The sequence below is a fragment of the Hallerella porci genome, assembly GCF_003148885.1.
Lineage (GTDB): Bacteria > Fibrobacterota > Fibrobacteria > Fibrobacterales > Fibrobacteraceae > Hallerella > Hallerella porci.
Genome location: NZ_QGHD01000006.1, coordinates 108,391 through 130,503 on the forward strand (window position 1 = coordinate 108,391; position 22,113 = coordinate 130,503).

21 protein-coding genes are annotated in these 22,113 nt (G+C 45.4%); 8 read left to right on the forward strand and 13 right to left on the reverse strand.

Features of this window, described 5'->3' with window-relative positions; all coding sequences use genetic code 11:
• Positions 1 to 5: 5 nt before the first annotated feature.
• Both pdxT and pdxS read right to left on the reverse strand, forming a co-directional pair.
• Positions 6 to 596: a pyridoxal 5'-phosphate synthase glutaminase subunit PdxT gene (gene pdxT, locus B0H50_RS04860; protein ID WP_106197323.1), complete on the reverse strand. Its 591-nt coding sequence runs from the start codon at positions 594 to 596 to the stop codon at positions 6 to 8.
• A complete protein-coding gene (gene pdxS / locus B0H50_RS04865; protein ID WP_106197351.1) occupies positions 596 to 1,474 on the reverse strand; it encodes a pyridoxal 5'-phosphate synthase lyase subunit PdxS in 879 nt (292 codons plus the stop codon). Before pdxS ends, pdxT begins: the two co-directional genes overlap by 1 nt.
• Positions 1,475 to 1,618: 144 nt before the next feature.
• Between pdxS and pdxR the strand changes: the two genes are divergently transcribed.
• A complete protein-coding gene (gene pdxR, locus B0H50_RS04870) occupies positions 1,619 to 3,031 on the forward strand; it encodes a MocR-like pyridoxine biosynthesis transcription factor PdxR (protein ID WP_106197324.1) in 1,413 nt (470 codons plus the stop codon).
• Positions 3,032 to 3,150: 119 nt separating this feature from the next.
• Here the strand turns inward: pdxR and rpsD are convergent, their stop codons facing one another.
• The 4 genes from rpsD to argF all read right to left on the reverse strand — a co-directional run bounded on the left by rpsD (position 3,151) and on the right by argF (position 9,597).
• Positions 3,151 to 3,756, reverse strand: a complete 606-nt coding sequence (rpsD, locus tag B0H50_RS04875; RefSeq protein WP_106197325.1) for a 30S ribosomal protein S4 — start codon at positions 3,754 to 3,756, stop codon at positions 3,151 to 3,153.
• 86 nt (positions 3,757 to 3,842) lie between these two features.
• On the reverse strand, positions 3,843 to 5,438 hold the full coding sequence (locus B0H50_RS04880; RefSeq protein WP_109587328.1) for a hypothetical protein: 1,596 nt from the start codon (positions 5,436 to 5,438) through the stop codon (positions 3,843 to 3,845).
• 7 nt (positions 5,439 to 5,445) lie between these two features.
• Positions 5,446 to 8,517: a glycosyl hydrolase family 28-related protein gene (locus B0H50_RS04885; protein WP_109587329.1), complete on the reverse strand. Its 3,072-nt coding sequence runs from the start codon at positions 8,515 to 8,517 to the stop codon at positions 5,446 to 5,448.
• A 150-nt stretch (positions 8,518 to 8,667) separates the two neighbouring features.
• Positions 8,668 to 9,597 (reverse strand): ornithine carbamoyltransferase, encoded by a 930-nt coding sequence (gene argF / locus B0H50_RS04890; RefSeq protein ID WP_106197328.1) that lies wholly within the window; start codon positions 9,595 to 9,597, stop codon positions 8,668 to 8,670.
• 19 nt (positions 9,598 to 9,616) lie between these two features.
• Here argF and B0H50_RS04895 point away from each other — a divergent pair, with 19 nt between their 5' ends.
• The 3 genes from B0H50_RS04895 to B0H50_RS04905 all read left to right on the forward strand — a co-directional run bounded on the left by B0H50_RS04895 (position 9,617) and on the right by B0H50_RS04905 (position 12,092).
• Entirely contained in the window at positions 9,617 to 9,796 is a 180-nt protein-coding gene (locus B0H50_RS04895; RefSeq protein WP_106197329.1) for a hypothetical protein, read from the forward strand.
• 300 nt (positions 9,797 to 10,096) lie between these two features.
• Positions 10,097 to 10,666 carry a leucine-rich repeat domain-containing protein gene (locus tag B0H50_RS04900; RefSeq protein WP_146193677.1) on the forward strand — a complete coding sequence of 190 codons (570 nt, stop codon included), beginning with the start codon at positions 10,097 to 10,099 and terminating at the stop codon, positions 10,664 to 10,666.
• Positions 10,638 to 12,092, forward strand: a complete 1,455-nt coding sequence (locus tag B0H50_RS04905; protein WP_158275878.1) for a leucine-rich repeat domain-containing protein — start codon at positions 10,638 to 10,640, stop codon at positions 12,090 to 12,092. Before B0H50_RS04900 ends, B0H50_RS04905 begins: the two co-directional genes overlap by 29 nt.
• Positions 12,093 to 12,104: 12 nt before the next feature.
• Here B0H50_RS04905 and B0H50_RS04910 read toward each other — a convergent pair whose 3' ends face one another.
• The 7 genes from B0H50_RS04910 to B0H50_RS04940 all read right to left on the reverse strand — a co-directional run bounded on the left by B0H50_RS04910 (position 12,105) and on the right by B0H50_RS04940 (position 18,512).
• Positions 12,105 to 12,992, reverse strand: a complete 888-nt coding sequence (locus B0H50_RS04910; protein WP_106197331.1) for an HAD-IIA family hydrolase — start codon at positions 12,990 to 12,992, stop codon at positions 12,105 to 12,107.
• Positions 12,993 to 14,249, reverse strand: coding sequence for a hypothetical protein (locus tag B0H50_RS04915; RefSeq protein ID WP_109587333.1), 1,257 nt, complete (start codon positions 14,247 to 14,249; stop codon positions 12,993 to 12,995).
• Positions 14,230 to 14,850 carry a hypothetical protein gene (locus tag B0H50_RS04920; RefSeq protein WP_106197333.1) on the reverse strand — a complete coding sequence of 207 codons (621 nt, stop codon included), beginning with the start codon at positions 14,848 to 14,850 and terminating at the stop codon, positions 14,230 to 14,232. The genes B0H50_RS04915 and B0H50_RS04920 overlap by 20 nt, the downstream gene beginning before the upstream one ends.
• A complete protein-coding gene (locus B0H50_RS04925; RefSeq protein ID WP_106197334.1) occupies positions 14,850 to 15,743 on the reverse strand; it encodes an aspartoacylase in 894 nt (297 codons plus the stop codon). The genes B0H50_RS04920 and B0H50_RS04925 overlap by 1 nt, the downstream gene beginning before the upstream one ends.
• Positions 15,744 to 15,920: 177 nt before the next feature.
• The gene (locus B0H50_RS04930; RefSeq protein ID WP_106197335.1) at positions 15,921 to 17,498 is read right to left on the reverse strand and encodes a sodium-dependent transporter; all 1,578 of its coding nucleotides are present in this window, start codon (positions 17,496 to 17,498) and stop codon (positions 15,921 to 15,923) included.
• A 10-nt stretch (positions 17,499 to 17,508) separates the two neighbouring features.
• Complete coding sequence (locus B0H50_RS04935; protein WP_233244513.1) at positions 17,509 to 17,784, reverse strand: AzlD domain-containing protein; 276 nt, start codon at positions 17,782 to 17,784, stop codon at positions 17,509 to 17,511.
• Between the two features lie 32 nt (positions 17,785 to 17,816).
• Positions 17,817 to 18,512 (reverse strand): AzlC family ABC transporter permease, encoded by a 696-nt coding sequence (locus tag B0H50_RS04940; protein WP_109587335.1) that lies wholly within the window; start codon positions 18,510 to 18,512, stop codon positions 17,817 to 17,819.
• An 88-nt stretch (positions 18,513 to 18,600) separates the two neighbouring features.
• Here B0H50_RS04940 and B0H50_RS04945 point away from each other — a divergent pair, with 88 nt between their 5' ends.
• The 4 genes from B0H50_RS04945 to B0H50_RS13595 form a co-directional block, all read left to right on the forward strand.
• Positions 18,601 to 20,061, forward strand: a complete 1,461-nt coding sequence (locus tag B0H50_RS04945; RefSeq protein WP_158256405.1) for a BamA/TamA family outer membrane protein — start codon at positions 18,601 to 18,603, stop codon at positions 20,059 to 20,061.
• Positions 20,062 to 20,174: 113 nt separating this feature from the next.
• Positions 20,175 to 21,116, forward strand: a complete 942-nt coding sequence (mdh, locus tag B0H50_RS04950) for a malate dehydrogenase (RefSeq protein WP_106197339.1) — start codon at positions 20,175 to 20,177, stop codon at positions 21,114 to 21,116.
• A gap of 545 nt (positions 21,117 to 21,661) precedes the next feature.
• The gene (locus tag B0H50_RS13290; RefSeq protein ID WP_158275879.1) at positions 21,662 to 21,829 is read left to right on the forward strand and encodes a hypothetical protein; all 168 of its coding nucleotides are present in this window, start codon (positions 21,662 to 21,664) and stop codon (positions 21,827 to 21,829) included.
• A 36-nt stretch (positions 21,830 to 21,865) separates the two neighbouring features.
• Positions 21,866 to 22,113 (forward strand): hypothetical protein (locus B0H50_RS13595; RefSeq protein WP_146193678.1); only part of this gene is annotated, 248 nt, incomplete at its 3' end.

The window sequence follows — 22,113 nt, forward strand, 5'->3', positions numbered from 1 at the left end:
AAAATCTAGTGCTTCCCGACGATCTGATTTAGAAAGTATTGGTGCATGCTCAAGTCAGAAGAAAGTTCGGGATGAAATGAAATCGCGAGTTGCTTCTGGTATTGAACGGCGACGATTTGACCTTTTACTTTTGCCAAAATTTTCACGCCATCGCGGACGCTTTCGACTTGCGGTGCGCGGATAAATGTCATCGGAATTTTTCCGATTCCTTCGACATTTTCTTCGGTATAAAAACTGCCGAGCTGACGCCCGTAAGCGTTGCGTTCTACTGTGACGGGGAGAGTTCCGAAATAGGTGTTTTTATCGTTGCTCAATTTTTCGGCGAGAAGAATGAGGCCTGCGCAAGTTCCAAAAGTCGGAAGTCCGTTTTGAATGCGTTCTTGCAGCGGAGAAAAAAGTCCTAAATCGCGGAGAAGTTTTCCTTGAACGGTGCTTTCGCCGCCTGGGAGAATGAGTCCGTCAAATTCGCGGTCTAAATCCTTCAACTGACGAATTTCAAAAGTGTTGACTCCGAGTTTTGCAAGCATTTGCCGGTGTTCGGCAAATGCTCCTTGAACCGCCAATACGCCGATAAGTGGTGTATTGTTTGGGGGCATTATTTGCCTCGTTCTGCCATGAGCAACGAAATTTCTTGTTCGTTAATGCCGACCATCGCTTCGCCCAAATCTTCGGAAAGTTTTGCGATGAGTTTTGCGTCGGTGTAATTGGTAACCGCTTGCACGATTGCCGCAGCACGCTTTGCCGGATTTCCGGATTTGAAAATTCCCGAGCCCACAAAGACGCCTTCGGCGCCGAGTTGCATCATGAGTGCTGCATCTGCCGGAGTTGCGACACCGCCCGCTGCGAAATTGACAACCGGAAGACGCTTGTTATCGTGCACCGATTTGACGAGCGCATACGAAACTTGCAATTCTTTTGCGCGGTTGAAAAGTTCATCTTCGCGCATCGACGAAATGCGTGCGATTTCTTGATTCATTAAACGCATGTGGCGCACGGCTTGCACAATGTCACCAGTTCCCGGTTCGCCTTTGGTGCGAATCATCGATGCACCTTCTTCAATGCGGCGGAGAGCTTCGCCGAGATCGCGCGCACCGCAGACAAACGGCACTTTAAAATCGTGCTTGTTGATGTGGAAAACATCGTCAGCAGGGGAGAGTACTTCGCTTTCATCGATATAGTCAATTTCAATCGCTTCCAAAAGTTGTGCTTCGACAAAGTGACCGATGCGGCATTTTGCCATCACCGGAATCGAGACGGCGTCTTGAATGCCTTTGATCATTTTCGGATCGCTCATGCGCGAAACACCGCCGGCTGCGCGAATGTCTGCAGGAATGCGTTCCAAAGCCATCACAGCAGCAGCGCCAGCGGCTTCAGCGATTTTTGCTTGTTCCGGAGTGGTGACGTCCATGATGACGCCGCCCTTGAGCATTTGAGCCAAGTTCTTGTTCAATTCGTAACGGTTTTCTTCTGCCATGATGATTCTCCTTTGTTTGCGCGGATATTCCGCAATTTTCACGCATAAATTAGTTGATTTATTGACCTTTTCAAATGTTCAATTTTCAATTATTTTAGTATATTCAGTTTAAGGTCAGATTAAAGTCAGATTTTTTGAGGTTTTATGCTCAGTTACGATATGACGCAAGCGGGTGACGATACGCTTTATCATTTTTTGTATCGTTTGATTCGAAACGATATTTTATCGGGGAAGCTTCCCGCCGAAGAAAAATTGCCGTCGAAGCGGTCCTTTGCTCAATCGCTTGGCGTTAGCGTCATCACCGTCGAAAATGCTTATGCGCAATTACTCGCCGAAGGTTTCATCTACACTCTTCCGCGAAAAGGATTTTTTGTTTCTTCCATTCGGACGAAAAATGCGGCGCTGCCAAAATTTTCTCCCATTCCTGAATCCCGCGAATCGAAAATGGGCGAAGTCAAAACGCCGCGCTATATCGCTGACTTTGTCGATAATCAAGCCGAAGCATCGAGCTTTCCGTTTTCTACATGGGCGACTTTAACGCGAAAAACTTTGTGCGAAAAGCAAAATGATTTGCTCAAACGTTCGCCGAATTCTGGCGTTCTTGCGTTACGCAAAGCGATTGCAAAAATGCTTTTGGAATTTCGGAGTCTGCGCGTTTCGCCCGAGCAAATCGTCGTCGGTGCCGGAACAGATTGCCTTTACGCTTGGCTTGTGCAGCTTCTCGGCTTCGATAAAAAATACGGTGTCGAAGATCCGGGTTACAGTAAAATTTCAAAAATTTATCGGAAGCTCGGAGTCGTTTGCAATTTTATTCCGCTCGATGAATCGGGAATTCGCTTGGATCAATTAGAAGAAACTTGTACCGATGTAATTCACATTTCGCCTTCGCATCATTTCCCCACGGGAAAAGTGATGCCGGTGAGTCGTCGTTATGAGCTTTTAAGTTGGGCTGCAAAATCGAGCAATCATTACATTGTCGAAGATGAATATGACAGTGAATTTCGTATGGTCGGGCGTCCGATTCCTTCGCTTCAAAGTATTGATGTGCAAGAAAAAACGATTTACATCAATTCATTTACGAAGACTCTCGCTTCGACTGTGCGCGTCGGTTATATGGTTTTGCCGAAAACTTTAGCGGAAAAATTTCGCGATGAATTTTCGTTTTACACATGCACCGTTTCGAATTTGGAACAGTATGTGCTTGCGGAATATATCGGCAGCGGTCGCTACGAAAAACACATTAACCGCATGCGGAATTTTTACCGCAGCCGCCGCGATTTTTTGCTTGAAATCATTCGCAAAAGTCGTTTAAAAAATGCGATTGAAATTTCCGAAGAAGATGCGGGCTTGCATTTCATTTTAAAAGTAAACACGCCTTTAAGCGATGAAGAATTCTGCGAGCGCGCCGCTCAAAAGGGGGTGCATTTACGGGCGCTTTCGGATTATTACACCGTTGCGAAACCTTCGGTGCACGAATTTGTCATCAATTATTCTTCTCTCCCCGAAAGCAAAATGAAAAAAGCGGTCGCTGCACTTTGCGCTGTATTGGACGCGTAAATAATTCGAAGTGAAGACGAAGCTACTGCTTCGTGATGCGATAATAAAAACGAAAAAAATTTGCATAAAAAAAACGAACTTCCGAAGAAGTCCGTTTTTCTGAACTCGAAAATTCGAAATTAACGAGAGTAGTATTCGACCACGAGCTGTTCTTGGAGCTGAACCGGAATCTGAGTGCGAAGCGGTGTTGCGACCAACTTGCCTTCCATCTTATCCTTATCCACAGACAGATATTCCGGAGCTGCCGGAGCGTTTTCCAGAGCTTCCTTAATCTGAACGTGATTCTTCGAACGTTCGCGGACAGCGATCACGTCGCCAGCCTTGATGAGGCGGCTCGGAGAGAAGCTGCGAACACCGTTCACGGAGAAATGACCGTGAGCGACATACTGACGTGCTGCAAAAATGGTGCGAGCAAAACCCATGCGGAAGACGAGAGCGTCTAAGCGGGTTTCGAGAAGAACCATCAAGTTATCACCAGCAGAACCGTCGCGACGGTTGGCTTCGGCATAAGTCTTCGCCATCTGAGCTTCGGAAATGTTGTAGGTGAAACGAAGGCGCTGCTTTTCGACGAGCTGTTGCTTGTAAACGGAAGCAGACTTCTTGCGATCCTGGCCATGTTGACCCGGACCGAATTTACGACGGTCCAGAACCTTTTGGGTCTTAGGGGTGGTTGCGAGCCCGAGAGAGCGGGCGACCTTAGCTTTTGGTCCACGATAAGTAGACATTTGTACCTCGAAAGGAAGCTCTTTAGTTAAAACCGAATCACTGGCAGAGCTTGGCGCGGCGAAACGGCGGGGTAAAGATAGTAAAATTATTCGCCAATGTACACGGTAATCGTGTCACGAGCGCGCGGATCGGCTTTGCTTTCGGCGATTAAGCGGAAAGTTTCTCCGATGACGTCGGAATTACTCGTGAGAATCACTTGATTCGTGCTCAAAAGCTGCTCGCTTCCGCGGGATTTGCATTGTTCGCTCGAATAAGCCGATTGGATAAAGTCCAAATCGTTGCAAGGCATAAACCAACGCGCATAATTGCTCACGTCCGAAGGTTCCACGCGCAGAGCGAGATTGGCAAAGACCAGCGTATCGTTTAAATGCGTCGCGATTTTTTCAAAAACTTTATCGTGTTCTTCGTCGTAGAAGTAGAATTTTTTCACATAATTCAAACGGCGAATCGATGTGTGCAAAGTCAATTCTTGGCTGCTCGTTTTCGGTGGAGAATTTAAGCGGACGTAATGCAAGTAGTAATCGCCTGCAGAAGTGGCGACGAATTGCGGGCGGGTTTCTGTAATGGTTGCGACCGAATCGCCTTTGCTATTTAAGATGGTATAAGTTGCCGGATAGCTTGCATCCGAATAATAGCCTTCGATGCTGTGGAAAACTTGAATCGTATCGCCTTTGGCTAATTTGGCGAGCCACACATATTGTTCTTGACGCAGATAATATTTGGCGGCGTCATTTTTTTCGCGGACAATCGTTAACGTATCGCCGACTTTTTGAATGGAATCCGGATTCGCAAAATATTCGCCTTTGCCGAGATCGCGGCTCGTCGTCGCGACGGTGAAGTAACCGTAAAATCCCGTTTTATAATTCGGGAATTTTTGCGGGAAAATGGCGACGGAATAATTCGCATCTTTTTCGGGAAGAATTTGTTCGTTAATCGAATTTCCAGCGGCGATTTTTTTGTTGTCGTTTCGCAAAATCATTTCGTTAAGAGATGTTCCGGAAATGTTGATGTTGATGCTTTTTCCCATTTTCGCTTCGAATTTTGCCCACGCGCTATCGGCAGAATTTCCGAGAAGGAAAACGCCGCGGACAGTATCGCCGAGGGTCACTTGGAACGCAGCCGTATCGCCGACATAGCTGTAATAACTGGGCTTCACATGCGCCGCGATGCGAATGGAATAACTCGAATCTTTGTCGAGGCTTACGTGCGGAATATCGACGTAGTAAAATCCCGCATGCGTCGTGATGAAATTGGTTACGGAATATTCATCGGTTCCGAGACGGCTGTAAAAATTTTGCGTGTTATAAGTTGTGTCGCCGCTTGCATCGACCGTAAAATATTCCGGATAAAGAATTTCGCCTTCTTCTTCACGGACAAAAAGCGAGTCCGCGTTGCCGCCTTTCTTTTGGGCGACGATTTGAATGCGCGTTCCCGTTGGATATTCGCCGAGGAAAAGTTTGTACGCCGAAAAAAGCGAATCTTGCGGAGTGAGGCGCAGCGTGTCCGCACTGAGAGTGTCGGCGTACGCCACATCCAAACGGTTCGAGAACGAGCTAGAAGAAACCGACGACGAGGATTCAGAACTTGACGAATCTTCATTCGGCGAAGAACTGCTGTCGCTTCCGCAGCCGATGAGTGCGATTGCAAATGCGGGGAGAATTTTCAAAAATGCGTGCTTCATATTCACCTTAATTCAAGATGTAAAATTTTTCTTCTTTGCTAAACGATTCCCCCGAAACTTTGAGCGTGTATTTTCCGGTGGGATAGTTTTTCGCTTTGAATGTGAAAGTGTATTTCTTTTCGCTTTCGAGTTCGCGTCCGCAAATCTGCTGGATGAATTTTCCGGCTTCATTGAAAATTTCAATTTTCACAAATTGCGGTTCGCCGATGGTCAAATCAAAATTGCAATCGAGAGAAACGATGTTGATGTTGACTTTCGAAAGTTGAATTGCGCTTTCGGTGACGGCGCCGCTCACGGTGCGGTTCGAATCAAAGTAGCTAATGTAAAGGACGGGCGCAAGCGCTTTCCCGGCATCGCGCGAATAAATGAAATAGCTCGAATCGCTCGGAGCGACTGCGGTCAAAATAAATGTGTAAAGCTGCGACTTATGTTTGCGTTTCATAAAGTCGGTAAGGCTTGAAGTTTTAATGAATGTGCCGAATGGAGAATCCGGATTCGGTTTAATCGTTCCGAGGAATGTCGTGTAGCGCGGATCTATTCCGCCGCCGCGATTTTTCCGTTGTACAAATGCTCCGCCTGGACCGTCTTGGTTTGCGGGCGCCGAATACCAAGTGAGTTCGGTTTCTTGCCAATCGACAGGTGCCATGCCGTCGCCAAAATCTTTTCCGGGTTCTTCCAAAAGGCCGAAGACATTCCATTCGACGGGCTTCTTCTTGTTCTTGTAACGCGGATCGGGCGGCATAAAGAGTTGAAGGGCTGCATCCGAAACCGGACCGGGCACAGCCGAAATATCAAACTTCAAATAGACTTTGGCGCTTGCGCCTTCTTTGCTGTAACCGATTTGCAAAAGCGAATCGTCGCCGTGCGGCGTGTAACTATCAAATTCCGAAATCCAAGTGTCCATGCCGCGTCCCGAAGCGACGCCGTTTCCGCTGTGGTCGCGGGTACTTGTCCGCAAATCGAAAACGTAAATGCGCGAAGTATCGCTCGCTTTGAATTCGCCATCGTCTGCGGTAAATGTGATGTTGTAGCGTCCGCTATACGAGAAGGAAACATCGGTTTCGTAATCTTTTTCGTTCGAGAAGACAACGCGTCCCGGGCCCGAAAGTTTTTTCCATTGCACTGGATCTTTGCAATAGCCTTTGGCGCCGCGACCGTCATCGTAAACTTTTCCCGAAAGTTTCACAATATCGTTTTGAAGTAAAATCAAATCGGATCCGCCTTCAACTTCGGGAGGTTCGTTTGAACCGACTTTGGGAATGTAACCGACGAAGAGAGTCATCATCGTTCCGCCCGAAGGATTTTTGAGCAAATCTTCGGAAGTCAAAGTTTTCGTTGAACCGTTGCGGGTTTCTTCGGCGATTTTGGGGAAAGCATTTCCTTGAATAAGAGTTTCGCGAAGGCCTTCGACAGAGATGCTCGCCGAATCGTTGACGAACATTGGAAAATATTTTGCTTTGCGGTTTGAAATGACGTGGACGCCGATGAGTTCTGCTTCGCCGTGAGCGCGGTTGTGCAAAACCGTGTTGCCGTTGTTTGCGGTTAAACCCAAAACCCAAAGAGTTCCACCGTTGTTTTCAATTTTTGTTTTGCGGTCATTGTCCATGTAAAGGCTGCGCGCCCAAACCCGCTGATAATTGATTACGATGTGATTGATATTTGCGTCTTCGATGTATAAATCGCCAGCGCCTTTTTCGCTTTCGTAATCTTTGATTTTGATATTTTTTAGAATTAAAGTCTGCGGAGATTTGTGCAAAATTCCTGCGCCAAATTCACCAAAGCGTTCAATTGTAATTTCTTTAAATGCGCTGCCTTCGATGATGAATTTCCCGGTGCCATCGATAGTCGCTTCCGTTCCGATTAAACGGCGGACGCGATTGCGAACGTGAATATCTTTGTTGATTGTGTAGCGACCTCCGGGCGGGAAATAAATGGTTTCGGCGCCGTCATCAATCGCTTGCTGAATCGCTTTCGAGTCATCGGAACCGGTGCCTTGTGTTCCACCGTAATCGCCTTGAATGCCGACCCATTGATCCGCGGATTGTTCCATCGGGACCAATGTTTCTGCCGCCAAAAGTTTAAACGAATAAAGCGGGGAATGGCAAAGGTTCGTCGGCAAGTCCGAAGAATATTCGATGATTTCAGAACCTTCGACGCCATCGCCCGAAGCGGGACCGCGATCGTCAATCGCTTTGGCGTAGCGACTTGTTGCGATGTCGCGGGCAAAGAGAAATCCTTCGTTATAAATGGCGGCAAATTTTGCTTTCTTTTTTCCGGTGTATTCAAGTGCGCCACCGATCATCGTGAGCAGGGCATTTTCACCGTAATTGACGACAGCGGGGACCGCATTATGGCTCCGCAAATTGCGAATCGTTAAAACTTGATCGTGATTTTCGATGCCGTATTTTTTTTGCCCGAAAAGGGTAATGTGTTCGAAGGTCATTCCATACATCGGAAATCCCGTGAGAATGCCTACATCAAATCCGTGAATTTCCACATTCTTCACAAAAAGCGGACCGATGTTATCGGTATAATTCATATCGATTCCCGCAACGCCATTGCCGTCGTCTGCGAAAATTTTCAAATTGAGAAGGGTGCCTTGATAGTTTGCGTTAAAACGAACGCCGATAATTCCGGGGTTTCCTTTTCCCGTGTGCAGAGTCAAATCGCGGATAGCATTTCGATTGTGCGCATAATTTCCCATGCCGGTATAAAGCATTGCACGCGGCGCATCGGGATTATCAAAGCCGTAGGCGTTATCGCTCATGATGAGGTGCGTTCCGCCCATGCTTTCGCCCTGAAGAATTGTTCTGCGGTAAGAATCTTCTTCTTTGTCGGCTTGCGGCCAACTTAATTGACGCGAAATGCGGTAAATTCCGTTTGGCAAATAAATGATATAATCGCCGTTTGCGTGATCGTCCAAAGCTTGCTGAATGATTTCGGTAACGTCGGATTTTCCGTCGGATTTTGCATTATAAGGAGGCTTCGTAATATCGACGACGCCTGAACCATGCGGAAATTGAATCTGAGCAAAAAGCGCAGAAACAGAAAGCAGAACGAGCAAAGAAAAACGGATCAAGGAAACCTCAAAGAGAACGTTGCTTTAAATATAAACAATAATGATTGAGAATTAGAAACGAGAAGGAATTTAAAGGGTGGCGCCTTCGGCGCAGAAAAGAAAAATCCGCGGCTTCGCCGCGGATTCTGCGTTCTCTATTTTTAAAATCGGTTACAGCAACTGCCAAAGCACAGCTTTATGAGCGTGTAAACGGTTTTCGGCTTCTTCAAATGCCAAATTGACTTTGGGATTATCCATCACCGAATCCGTAATTTCTTCGCCGCGGTGAGCGGGGAGGCAGTGGCTCACTTTGCAATGTGCCGGTGCGAGTTTCAAAAGATCATCGTTGATTTGGAAAGGTAAAAAGTGACTTTGCTTTGTCGCTTTTTCGCCTTCTTGACCCATGCTGACCCAAACATCGCTATAAAGAATATCGGCGTCTTTGACCGCTTCTTTCGGGTCGTGGAAAACGCGGTATTGGGTGCCGCGCTTTTTAAAGAGCGGTTCCATTTCGCGGATGACGGAATTCGGCTGTTCATAGCCTTCGGGGCAAGCGAGAGTAAAGTTCATTCCGAGCTTGGCGCAGAGAACGAGGAAAGAATTGGCAACGTTATTGCCATCGCCGATAAACGCAATCGTTTTGCCCGCATAATCGCCGATTTGTTCTTTAATCGTTTGAGCAAAAGCAAAAGCTTGGCACGGATGATAATCGTCGGTTAAAGCATTGATCACGGGAATGGAACCGTATTCGGCGAGTTTTTCGACGAGTTCTTGCTTAAAGCAGCGAACGACTAAAGCGTTCACCCAACGAGAAAGGCAGCACGCTACATCGTGAATACTTTCGCGTTTACCGAGTCCGATGGAATCCGGAGAAAGGAGCACGGCAGAACCGCCGAGCTGATTCATGCCCACTTGGAAAGTCGTAATGGTTCGGAGAGAAGGTTTTTCGAAGAACATGCCGATATTCTGACCGTGAAGACGATCGGAATACTGTCCGTTGTGGACTTCTTTTTTCAGGCGAATGGCGATATCGACCGTTTCGAGGATGCGTTCCTCGCTCCAGTCGGCGAGACGTAAAAGATGTTTATTTCTGTCGGTCATGTTCTCATCCTTTTCCCGTGTGAAGGAAAAACAAAAAAACCGGTCCAAAGTTTTTTGGGCGGTTGTGTTTTCCCGTGTTGCGGGAGGAAAGACACAATATAATAGTTTTTTGCGAAAAAAGGAAATTTTTTTAAGAAATTACAAAAAGGTAAGAAATAATTGGGGAAAATTAGGAGAAAGGAATGAAAAATTAGAATGAAGAACTTCTTGAATTTCTTTTTTTAATTGACAAAACGAAAATGAATTATTAACTTCATTTTATGCTTACGTTACCCCCCCCCTTGCAAATTTCGTGCCGAATTTAATTGGCAATTTACGGTATTTGCGGTAAGCATTTTTCACAAACAGTTGAAAAAACAAAACGCATTGGAAATTCTTCAATGCGGTAAAAATTCCTTAAAAAGGAGGAGAAATGAAAAAAATCATTTTCATGTTTTTGGCGCTATCTGCGTTCTCGGCATTGGCTTTTTGCTAAACCAAAACGGGAACTTATGGCGATTTGAATTGGAAATTTATACCTGAAGACAGCACGATTGTTTTTAGCGGCAATGGAGAATTTATTGAACCAGATAGATATATGTGGGCTGGTTGGAATATTGCCCACGTTGTATTAGAAGAAGGGATTACCAAAATTGGAAGCAAATTTAGTCAGTTGTTTATGGAAATGAAAACGCTAGAACTGCCGAATTCATTGACAACAATTAGTGAAGATTTTATTCAGTCTAGAACAAACTTAGAATACCTTAAATTCCCAAACAACATTGATTCTTTACCAGGATGGACAATTTCGAATAGTCCAACATTAAAGTATGCAAAGTTGCCGAGCAAATTAAAAAAAATTAAATCGAATGCGTTTATACAAGATACTTCTTTGGCTTATTTAGAAATTCCTGCGGGGGTGAAAGAAATTGCAACTTTGGCGGTTAACGAAAAAAATATTCAAAAATTAGTTCTTTTAAGCGATTCTTATTATACGAATGTGGAGAACGCTTTTGCTTCTCTATTTCAGTCGCATAACGCTCCTTTGCTTGTGCTTGTGTGTGGATTCGAGTTTAGTGGAAAAATATAAGACGGCTTTGAATTCATCTTCGTATTCTAACATTTCTGTTGAAGCGGTTAAAACGAATTTGGATTATAATGAATCGAAAAAGATTTTAACGATTGAAACCAACCGCAACCTTTTTGAAAATCCGATTGAAGAATCGGCATTTAAAACGGGAAAAGAAAAAAATGCGACGACGATTGCATTTAAAAATTCTCCAATGGGCGCAATTGATGCCGATGTTTTTAACAGCTATCCGAATTTAAAAACGATTTATTTTGATGATGAATCTGCCAACATTACTTTGCAATTATTAGGGAAAATTAAAAATCCCAGTGCGCTCTCGCTTCAATTTGAAAGTTTTGATGGCGCACAAAATTTTTTGAAGCTCGCTTCCGAAAATTGGCATCAGTTGAATTGGCAACTTCATTTTGCGGTAAATGATTCGCTTTATTTCGATTATGATTTAAAAAATCAAATTTTAACGATTGGCGGAAAAGGCGCAATTCCTGATTATGATATTGCTTCTACTCCTTGGTATTTGGCTGCAGATTCCGTGAAAAAAATTGTGGTGAAAGAAGGTATTACAGAAATTGGAAATTACGCTTTGAATAATTTAAAATACACATCGCTCACTTTGCCGAAATCGCTTAGAACGATTAAGACAAACGCTATCGGAAACTCGGATTTAGATTCTTTAATTATTCCCGAAGGCGTCGAAACGATTGAAGCGAATGCTGTATTTTGGTGCAGAAATTTGAAGTATATCAAATTGCCGAAAAGTTTAAAGACAATGGAGATGTCACCATTTGGTTTTTCAAGCGAAAAAATTTTGAAAATTGATATGCCCGAATCGATGGCGATGACGGCGATTCCCGAATTATTTGCAGGGGATGCGTCTCTAATGACTTCAATTACTTTGCCGAATAATATTACGCGCATCGAAGCGAAGGCGTTTAGCTCTTCGGGCCTCAAGTCAATTCAACTGCCGGATTCGATTAAGACGATTTCGGAAAGCGCATTTGAAACATGCAAAAATTTAAAGAGCGTCGTGATTCCTAAAAATATCAAGAGTATTGAAGCTTCGGCTTTTGCCAATAATCCAAATTTAGATAGCATTGTGATTTTTGCAGCGGAACCGCCTGTGACTTCCCAAAGCGCATTCAATGCTATCTCTGAAAATGCAAAAGTTTATGTGCCTTACGGAACATTAAAATTGTATCAAGCAGAAATTCCATACAGTTCGATGAAACTCGTGGAAATGGCAAAAACGGCGATTGTGAAAAATCGAGTCCGCATTACCAAAGTGGAAATTCAAGACGGTAGAATTTTAAATGCCGCGTGCAAAAATCTTTCGGTTTACAATTTAAATGGCACCAAAATTTATAGCGGAAACGATGCGCAAATTTCCGTTCCTACCAAAGGAATTTACTTGGTGAAAACGAGAAATTAAAAAAGCTCGGAGTTAAATTTTTATTGCAGTTGCGTCGTCGCGCAGCTGCAATATGTATTTTGGTTGCACTTGTAAAAATTCAGAATCCGCTTGAAATTCTTTTTCGGGTTGATTGCGTCCTAAAAGAATTGCCGCGTCAATTCCTGCGTTCATCGCGCCGCCGATATCGGTTGCCAAAGTATCGCCGATCATGATGATTTTCATTTTTTGCGGAAGAGAATTTTTTGCTTTTTCAAAAATTTCACGAAACGGTTTCCCGAGATAAAAAACTTGCGGATGCGTTTCTAAAAAAAGGCGATGCGCATAACAGCCCGAAACTCCTTCGCGGTTTCCGTTATTGCGGGGCGCCCACGCATCGGGATTTAAAACAATCAGTTTGGCGTTTGGCTTCTGTAAAATGCGAAGAGCATTTTCCCAAATGAATTCGGATTTTCCTTGTGACGAAATGATGACGGTATTTTCTTTCGGCGAATCGCTGATGGAAACTCCCGCTTGCATTAAATGCGCTTTGCCGTCTTCTTTTCCAATGTAAAATGCTTCGCGAATTTTTTGTTCTTTCGCTAAATTTTCAAAAAGAGTTCCCGAAGAAATAATTTCAGACGCGGCAAAAGGAATTTTTAATTGCGCAAGATGTTCAACCATTTTTTCTATCGCAGACGATGCTGCATTTGTCACGAGTCGCATCGGCTTTCCGCTTTGGCGCACTTTTTGATACATCGCTACGGCGCCGGGATATAAAAAATTATCGCGGCAATAAAATGTGCCGAACGCATCAAAGAAAAAGGCCTCGTAATTTTCGAGAAGAAAATCGAGGTCAACCGTTTTGGTTTGATTGGGCATCGGACGGAAACCGCCGACTTGAAAGTAGTGCTTGTAAATTTCGCGCTCGAAAGCTTCCATTTATTTTGAAATCCTTTTTACGCCCCAAGTGGCAATGGAATTTTCATTTTTCCAAAGAATTTTTTCTTGGTAACGGATGAGAAGAGAATAGCGAACGAGATAAACTCCGGTCGCAACGGCTTCGCGGTTGCTCGCTAACGCATTCCACCGCAGGAAAAATGTCTGCTTTTCACGAAGACAATTTCCGTTTGAAAAATGTTCGTCAACGCAATTTGTTTTCGAATGCACCGCGGTAACAAATTCGCCTGCGCGCGTATAAATTTGAAATGAAATCGAAATGGATAAATCATTTGCCGCAATCGAATCGAGCGGAAGCCTCGTCGTTTCCATTAAATAATGGCGAAAATCTTCGTCGCCGATTTCCAATGCGATGCCGAGTTCATTTTCGTTCGGATGATTTTCGCTAGTGGAAAAAATGCGTTCGAAAATCGGTGTGCGGTTTGCGGTATCGCTCGGAAGAATTGTCGCTAGAGAATTTGTGCGAAATTGAATCGGCAATTTGCCAAAAATTTTTGTGAAAGAATTGTTGTTGAAATTTCCCGAAGAATCGCGCAAAGAGCGGGGAAGTATTCTCAAAGAATCGCCGGATGCCGGAAATCCTTCTTGATGATTCCACACGGCAATCGCAGCGAAATGGTCCGCTTTCCATTCGAGCGATGCGGTGAGCGGCTTCGTAAAATTTTCGTGTTTGTATTCGAAAATTTCTGCGGGCGAATTGGCGACAGCGCCGGCAACGAAAACGGGCTCGCTAAATTGAATGGTGAGAGAATCTTTGCCGTGTTCGTGCGCAGTTAAAATGGCGCTTGTGATTTTCGGCGGCAATTTTTCTTTCATCTTGACGGACATCGTCGTCGAATCGGTGAAAAGAATTTCGGCGGTTTTCGATTTTTCGGAAAGCGCAGTTTTTTGCAACGCTAAATTTTTATCTTGCGGAATTTTGAAAATGAGTTTATTCGCCGCGGATGAATCCCATAAAATTTCGCGGGCTGGGATTGTGATCTTTTCATCGAGTCCGTTTTGATTTGGAAAATAAAATGAAATGCTTTTAATCGAAGAATCTAAACTTTCTTTCGAAAAATTGCCGAGGAAAATAATTTCTGCTTGATCGGCAAAACCGTCGCCGTTCGCATCGAGAAAAAAATTTTTTTCGGCGGAAGGCGGAATCGGTTTTTGAATAAATGCAGCGAATGCACTCGTTGAAAAAACGGCGCCACTCAGAAGAATTTTTGCGCAGCGTTTAACTGTGAAGAATCCCATAATCGCGACCTTCTGCGGGGACGATTAAACGCATTTCCGAAAGGATGCCGAGACGCTTTTGCAGAATGGCTTGAAAATCTTCGCCGAGTTCTTCTTCGTCATCTTGATCCAAATTGTAGGCGTAAAAACTGCCGTCGGCAAAAAGGGTGAAGCAACAATCCCAATCGATTTTGGATTTTTCGTCGTCCATGCTTTCGAGCATTAAAATCGGACGCGGCGCAGGAATCGGTTTGGCGTGTCCGTTTTCGTAGAGGAAATAATTCCGCGAAATCAATAAATGTTCCAAAGCCATCGACGGTTTTGTGTCGGCAAATTCATTTCGCAGACGGCGAATATTGCCGAGGTCATCTTCGAATGGATCTTGGAAATCTTGCGGCAAAACGATTTGCCAATAATCAAATTTTTTGCCCGAGGCATTAAAGCGTTCTTGCCATTCTTTTGGCGGGTCGGGACGCATCATTAAAAAATCTTCGAAGCCGTCGAGGATTTCGTCGAAGCGCGATTCGTAGGGAGAATTTTTTTGTTCTTCGATTAACGCGAGGACGGATTGAATTTTTTCGTCGGTAGACGGCGTGAAAAGTTCTTCGTTATTTTCGGACATTACCATTCCTCGGTCGTTTTGGTGGTGAGACTCATTGCGAGTTTCTTTTCGTAGTAAGCGCTTTCATCGATGAAAATCGGATGCACCGGAAATTCGCCATCGTAAAGAACATCTTTGCCGTCGAAGGTCATAAAAATCGGATCGCCCGGTTTGACTTCTTGATAGTCGGCTTCGCGCAAATTCGGATGCACCATCGCGGTAATTTCGCCGAAGGCATCGCGCGGATAATCGATGTCTTTAAATTGCGTGTAAACATCGACTTTCTTTTTGGGCTTTTGCTGTAAAGTGCCGCGGTTCCATTCTTCGGCAAGTTCAAGATAACGAGTGACGACTTGTTCGGTTTCGAAGAAAAGTTTTGCGTCTAACGTGCCGTGCGGCTGCGGACCCACTTCTAAGCAAATATCCGCTTTCGCAATCGTTCCGAAATACGGCGATTCGCCGCGTTCTTCGGGCTGATAATAGATGAACGCATTCGGAAATTCGTAAACGAGTTCTGCGCTTGCGCGCATCGTGAACGGATCGCGCGTCGAAAGGATTAAGCACACGCCCATATTCGCAGTCGTGTTGTGCACATCGATGATGAGATCGGTTTTTGTGTTTTCGCCTTTCGGTCCAAAGCGAAGATTCAATTCTTGCGCCCGACGAATTTCGTAAGCGGTTGGATTTTTGAGCGCGAGAAGTCGATTCGCAAAACTGCGGTTTAAATCGCGGTCCACATAACGACGGCAAACTGTAGAAGCTTCGATGTTCGTGTGGACGAGTTCGAGTTTTGCAGACGGGCATTTTTCTTGATAAGCGGAAAAATTTTTTGCCCATTTCTGATAAATTTTAATGCCGGTGAGTTCGTTTCCATGAGTTCCGCCGGCGACGACGATATTTTTGATCGTATTCATGATTTTAAATTAGTAAAAATTGCGAACAAAAAACGCCTGCGATTGCAGGCGCCGAAGAATTGACAGGGAATTATTTTTTAGGCTTTTTGAAAATCTTGTAAAAGCAAAATGCGTTTAATGCAATAATTGCCGCCCAAGAAAAAGTCATAAAAATGATTCCGCCAGTTGTTAAATTCATTAGTGAATCCTCCGATGTTTTTGTGCGCGGCCGCTCTTCCACGCATACCAAATGGCTCCATTCAAAAGTCCGATGAGAGCGAGCAAGAAAATGCGGAAGCCTAAAATGAAACTTCTTTGACTCATCGTAAAGCCGAAGAAATTCGCTTCTGCGGTCTCTTTAATATTGCTCATCGTGAGCACATTCCAACCGTCGTGAACAATCCACGCGACCAAAAGAAGGATGAGAGCTGCGGGGCAAACGAAGCGGATGATAATGCGGAAAAATTTCGGAAGACGAATGGCGCTGCCATCGTTCAAAAGTTCAAATCCAATCGAATCGCGTCTGTGGCGTTTTTTCCCGAGGATGATGGTGAAAATGAGAGCTTGTACAGCGCCCAAAACGACGAGGAAGAAACTGCCGCCCCAGAAATCGAGTTCTTCAACGGCTCCGGCGGCAAGGCCTGCAATCGCAATAATGCCACCGATTAACGAAACCGTTCCGACGGTAAGGACGGAATTTTTGTGTGAAATTTTCAAATCGTCTTCGCAGAAACTAATCAGCGGTTGAATAATCGAAATGGCACTGGTTACGCCTGCGATAAAAAGCATTGTAAACCAAATCGTCATAAAGAGAGAACCGAGCGGAAGCTTTCCAAAAACGAGAGGCATACTTTGGAACGCAAGTCCAAAAGTTCCCATCTTGGCGCATTCTTCGATATTCGATCCGATGACGATAACCGCGAGCGGAATCACAATGGTGCCGCCGAGAATAATTTCGGCGAAGGCGTTTGCAGAACCCGCCGAAAGCGAAGAGAGCGCAATGTCATCGTGGCGTTTTGTGTAACTAGCGTAGCAGAAGACAATGCCCATGCCGAGGCTCATCGTAAAGAAGACTTGTCCCGCAGCGGCTAGCCAAATTTTCGGATTGAGAAGCGCCGAAAAATCGGGGTTCCACATAAACGCAAGACCGTGACTAATATCGGGGAGAGTGAGAACGCGGATAACGAGGATGATTCCCATGATGACGAGAATCGGCATCGAAATTTTATTCGCCCGTTCAATTCCTTTGCGGACTCCGAGAAGAATCACGACCATGTTGCAGATAAACGTAATCGCAAAGAAGAAAATCGCCGCAGGAATGGAACCGATTTTTTCTTGGAGCGAAATAAAATTTCCAAAGAATTGCGTAATTTCTCCCGCTTGGACGACAGCCATCAGCTTTCCCGTGAGGGAATACCAAGCAAAAGCTAAAATCCACGATTCGATGAAAACATAATAGCAGATAATAAATAACGGCGGCAAAAGTCCGAGAGAACCGAGATATTTTCCCCACGGACGGTCGATGATTTTATCGTATGCGCTCGGCGATGTGCCGTGACGCAGAATTCCCGCATAACGCCCAAGAGTCCATTCAATCCACGAAAGTGGAATGCCGAGAATCAAGAATGCGATTAAGTACGGAATGATGAATGTACCGCCGCCATTTGTTGCAGCCTGAACCGGAAAACGCAAAAAGTTTCCGAGTCCGACGGCACTTCCGGCGACAGCGAGAATGACACCGAGTTTTGAACTCCAGTTTTCTCGAGATGTGCTCATAAGTTACCTCTCATAAAATAATTCCATCCACAAATAAAACGGCTGCGGTTGCCGCACAGGCGACGATAACGAGACCTCGTCCGAGTAAAGAAGCTGTAACCGCTGCGATAAAAGCAGCAATTCCCGAAAGACGATGTTCAGTTGCGTAAAAAATCGCGGGCACGGTCATTGCGGCTAAAACCGTATAAGGAATATACGCCAAAAAAGAATTCCAAAATTCGCTTTTCAATTCTTTTTTGAGGAGAATAAACGGGAGCGCGCGCAAGAGATAAGTGACCCCTGTCATCGTGAAAAGATAAATGCAAAATGCGTGCAAATTCATGAAGCCATCTCGCGTTTAATCGGGAAAAATTTTGCGCAGAGAAGAGAGGCTGAAACCGCACAAAGAATAATCGCAAAGCCCGCAGACACATTTTGAAAAACGGGAACATAGCGGAAAGCGCAACTTAAAAGAATTGCGATGCCGACTGCGATGCAAGTCGGTTTGTGTAATTTCATCTGCGGAACGACAATCGCAACGAACATGCCGTAGAGAGCGACGCCGAGCGCATTCGTCAAAATAGCGGGGAGGACTTCGCCAGCGATTGCTCCGCTCAAAGTGCCGAGTGACCAACCGACATAGGGAAGAGTCGAAAGCCCGAGAAAATAAATCGGATTCACGCGTTCTTTTTGCGTCATCGCAAGTGCGTAAATTTCATCGGTAATCGCAAAACTCAAAAGCAAACGCTGCGGCGTTTTAAAAGAAGGCGAAACTTTTTGGGAAAGTGAAATCGCCATCAGCGAATAACGCAAATTGATAAAAAATGTAGCGATTGCCATTTCGAGAAATGTGCCCGCGGCCTGCATAATTTGAATGCCCGCAAATTGACCCGCCGACGTTAAATTTGTCATCGAAATCAATGTGACGAGAGGCCACGAAAGAATTTTTGAACCGGCAATTCCAAAAGAAAAGGACACTGCAAAGTATCCAATTCCAATCGGAAGTCCGTCAATTACACCTTTTGAAAATTTCACGCGGCAAAAGATAGTTAAATCACAAAAAGCGCGAAGTCGGCGATAAAAAATGAACGCGTCTTCATTTGAATTTCTAATTTATGGGCGCATGATAGTTCGAATTTTCTGCATATTGCTTTTGTTGCCGATTCTTCTCGTCGCAGAAGAAGCGCCCGCAGATTATTCGATGGCGGCGACGGATTCGACTTACGCGGATTCGTTAAGCGAAGAAAAAGAATTTACCGATTACTTGAAGCATCCGCTCACGTATATTGTGCAACCGGTTCTCGATATTCTCGTTTACCCGCTCGCAGCGCCGATTCGTTATGCGAGCAAGCACGATGTGATTGAAAAAAGCGCAGAAGCGCTTGCGTTTGGCGAAAACAAAAACATTTTTCTTTATCCGACTTTTAACATTAAGCCCGGCACAAAAACAATGCTCGGTTTAGAATATCGTCACCGCAATATGATTTTGGAGAAGGATTATTTCGTGGCGAATGCATCGCTATTTGTAAACAGCGATTTGAAATTTTCGGTGCGTTATACAAAACGAAATTTATTCGGCTCGGATTTTTTCGCTGGAGGACGACTCGATTGGCAAATGGACCGCGATGCTGCATATTCTATTCCGCGATCGCTTACTCTTCACGATAACGATGAACCGTTTGTTTATACCGATTCGACGTATTCTGCGCAATTCCGCGTCGGGCATTCGCTGCCGTACGTGCGCAATATGGATGTGCAAGCGCAAGTCGGCGTAGAACGCAACCTTTACGATTATCCCGATGTGAAAGATACCATTCTCCGTTATCATCCGATTTTTGATCCAAATGCCCGCGGCTTTTACCAAAATCATTACGAAATTCCGCTCTCGCTCACTTTAACTTACGACAATACCGATGCGCCATTTGTCCCGACGAAAGGTTCGCGCATTTCTACAACGTGGACTTATGTGAATGTAACCGATTATACGGGCGCTCATGTGCGACCGGGCGCAAATGATTGGAATCACGATTATCAAAAATTTGATTTTGTCGCCCAGCATTATTTTTACTTGGGAAAGGATAATTCGCAATATGGACTTTCTGTCAAAGAAGCCCGCGAATTTCGAAAATTTTACACGGACTTTTCTTGGGAAGAAACTCTTCGACTTTGGCGCCCCGAAAATATTCAGCAGACTCTTTTAAACCGTCGCGTTTTGGCGGTGCAATTCCGTTTACGGCAAATGTGGGAAATGGAAGAAGGCGGTGCTCCGTTCAATGCCTTCTTAAATGCGGGCGGAACATTCCCGCTCCGCGGTTATACGCGGCGTTACACCGATTATGCGCTCAAAGGAATTTCGGTAGAATATCGTTGGCCAATTGACCGCTTAGTCGACGGAGTTCTCTTCGACGAATATGTCATGTACGGGCGGCACTGGTATGGGATGGACGGCGAAAAATTATTGAATTCTTGGGGATTTGGTATCCGCGTCCGCAAGCCGGATTTGTATTTTTTCCGCATTCAAATCGGCTTCCACGGCCTTCACGGATTTGCTGCCATTTGCACGATTGCACCGGAATTCCAATAATTAAAACGCTTTATCCTTTCGAAATCTTTTCCGAGGAAAAATTCTTTGTTTTATAGCCTTTTTTGTTACAAAAATTGCTATTTTACGTTCAAAACCTAAAAGGAAGGTCTAATATGGCTAGAAAGAAAATCGCCCTCGTTGGCGCAGGTCAAATTGGTGGTACAATGGCTCTCGTGCTCGCTCAGAAGCAGCTCGGCGACGTCGTTTTAATTGATATTCCGATGACTCAGGGCATGCCGAAGGGCAAGGCTCTCGACATTAAGGAAGGTCGCTCTGTGATCAATTCTTCTGTGGATCTGCAGGGTTCTACCGATTATTCTGCAATCAAGGGCGCAGATGTCGTTATCGTTACAGCTGGTTTCCCGCGTATGCCGGGCATGAGCCGCGACGACCTTCTGGACAAGAACTGCGGCGTCATCAAGACCGTTGCAGAAGCGATTAAGGCAAATGCTCCGGAAGCATTCGTTATCGTGATTACGAACCCGCTCGATGCGATGGTTTACAATATGCAGAAGCAGTCTGGTCTCCCGGCGAACAAGGTCATCGGTATGGCTGGCGTTCTCGACTCCGCACGTCTCGCTTGCTTCGTTGCAGACGAACTCGGCGTTTCTGTCGAAGACGTGAAGGCTCTCGTGATGGGCGGCCACGGCGATACGATGGTTTCCATTTACGAATGCGTTTCTGTCGGTGGCATTCCTTTGCCGCAGCTCATGAGCAAAGAAAAGTTCGCAGAACTTGCTAAGCGTACCGCTGGCGCAGGTGGCGAAATCGTGAATCTTCTCGGTCGCGGTTCTGCATTCTACAGCCCGGCAACTTCCGCAATCCACATGGCAGAAGCTTACCTCCTCGACAAGAAGAGCGTCTTCTCTTGTGCAGCGAAGCTCGACGGCCAGTATGGCGTGAAGGGTCTCTACTGCGGCGTGCCGGCAGTGATCGGCGCAAACGGCGTAGAAAAGATTCTCGAAGTCAAGATGAACGACGAAGAAAAGGCAGCATTCAACAAGTCTGTTGAAGCTTGCCGTAAGAACGCTGAATGGGTGGACGCACACACCTAATACGACCGCACGCGCTAATCGCATAAAAGAACATGTGGTAAGCGCTCGCTCTCGCAAACGCCCTCGGCTAACGCCCGAGGGCGTTTTGCTCACGTAAAGACCGCACGCGCTAATCGCGTAAAGAACGTGTAGTAAGCGCTCGCTCTCGCAAATGCCCCCGGTTTAACACCGAGGGCGTTTTGCTCATGTAAAGACCGCACGCGCTAATCGCATAAAGAACGTGTAGTAAGCGCTCGCTCTCGCAAACGCCCTCGGCTAACGCCCGAGGGCATTTTGCTCACGTCGCAGAAAAAACTGCAAACAAGAAACGCTCCGCTTTGCGGAGCGTTTCTTGTATAATGAGGAATGAAAAAGTAAGTGCGCACGGCTGCGCCGTGCTCCGCCTTCGGCAGTTTAAATGCAAATTTCTAAAGCGGTAAATTTTTGATGTGCTTGCGCGAAATTTTGAATTCAAAATCTCCCTTTTTTAAGATTTTTACTAAAACGCTAGACGAAGCGTTTTTTTTGTTACATTCTTTTGTAAGAATTTCAAAATCGGAGTCATTATGAAACTTCACTTGGGAATAAAATCAGCAGCGATTGCGCTTGGCGCAACAGCGCTTTTTGGGCTCAGCGCTTGCAGCGATGATTCGAGTTCCAATTCCAACGCATTGGATTTCGACGTTATCGAAAGGCTCTGTTCCCTCAAATGGTTGTTGACAAGTTTAAAATGACATAATTTGTCATCACTAAAATGTATATTTGTGGCGATGGACGAGATTGCGCCACAGATAGCCCTGCTCAGGCAGATGTACATGGGACTGGACAAGAAGTCCCGCAAGGCGTTCCTCGCCTCCATCGGCCACAAGGAAAGCCATGAGGAGAGTCCCGCCGGGAACAGTACCATAGACGCCTTCCTGCACGAGAAGCTCGGCTGCCATATCGCGTGTCCCGACTGCAAGTCCGAAACGGTTGTCAAGTGGTCCGTCCGCAAGGACGGAACCAGGCGATACAAGTG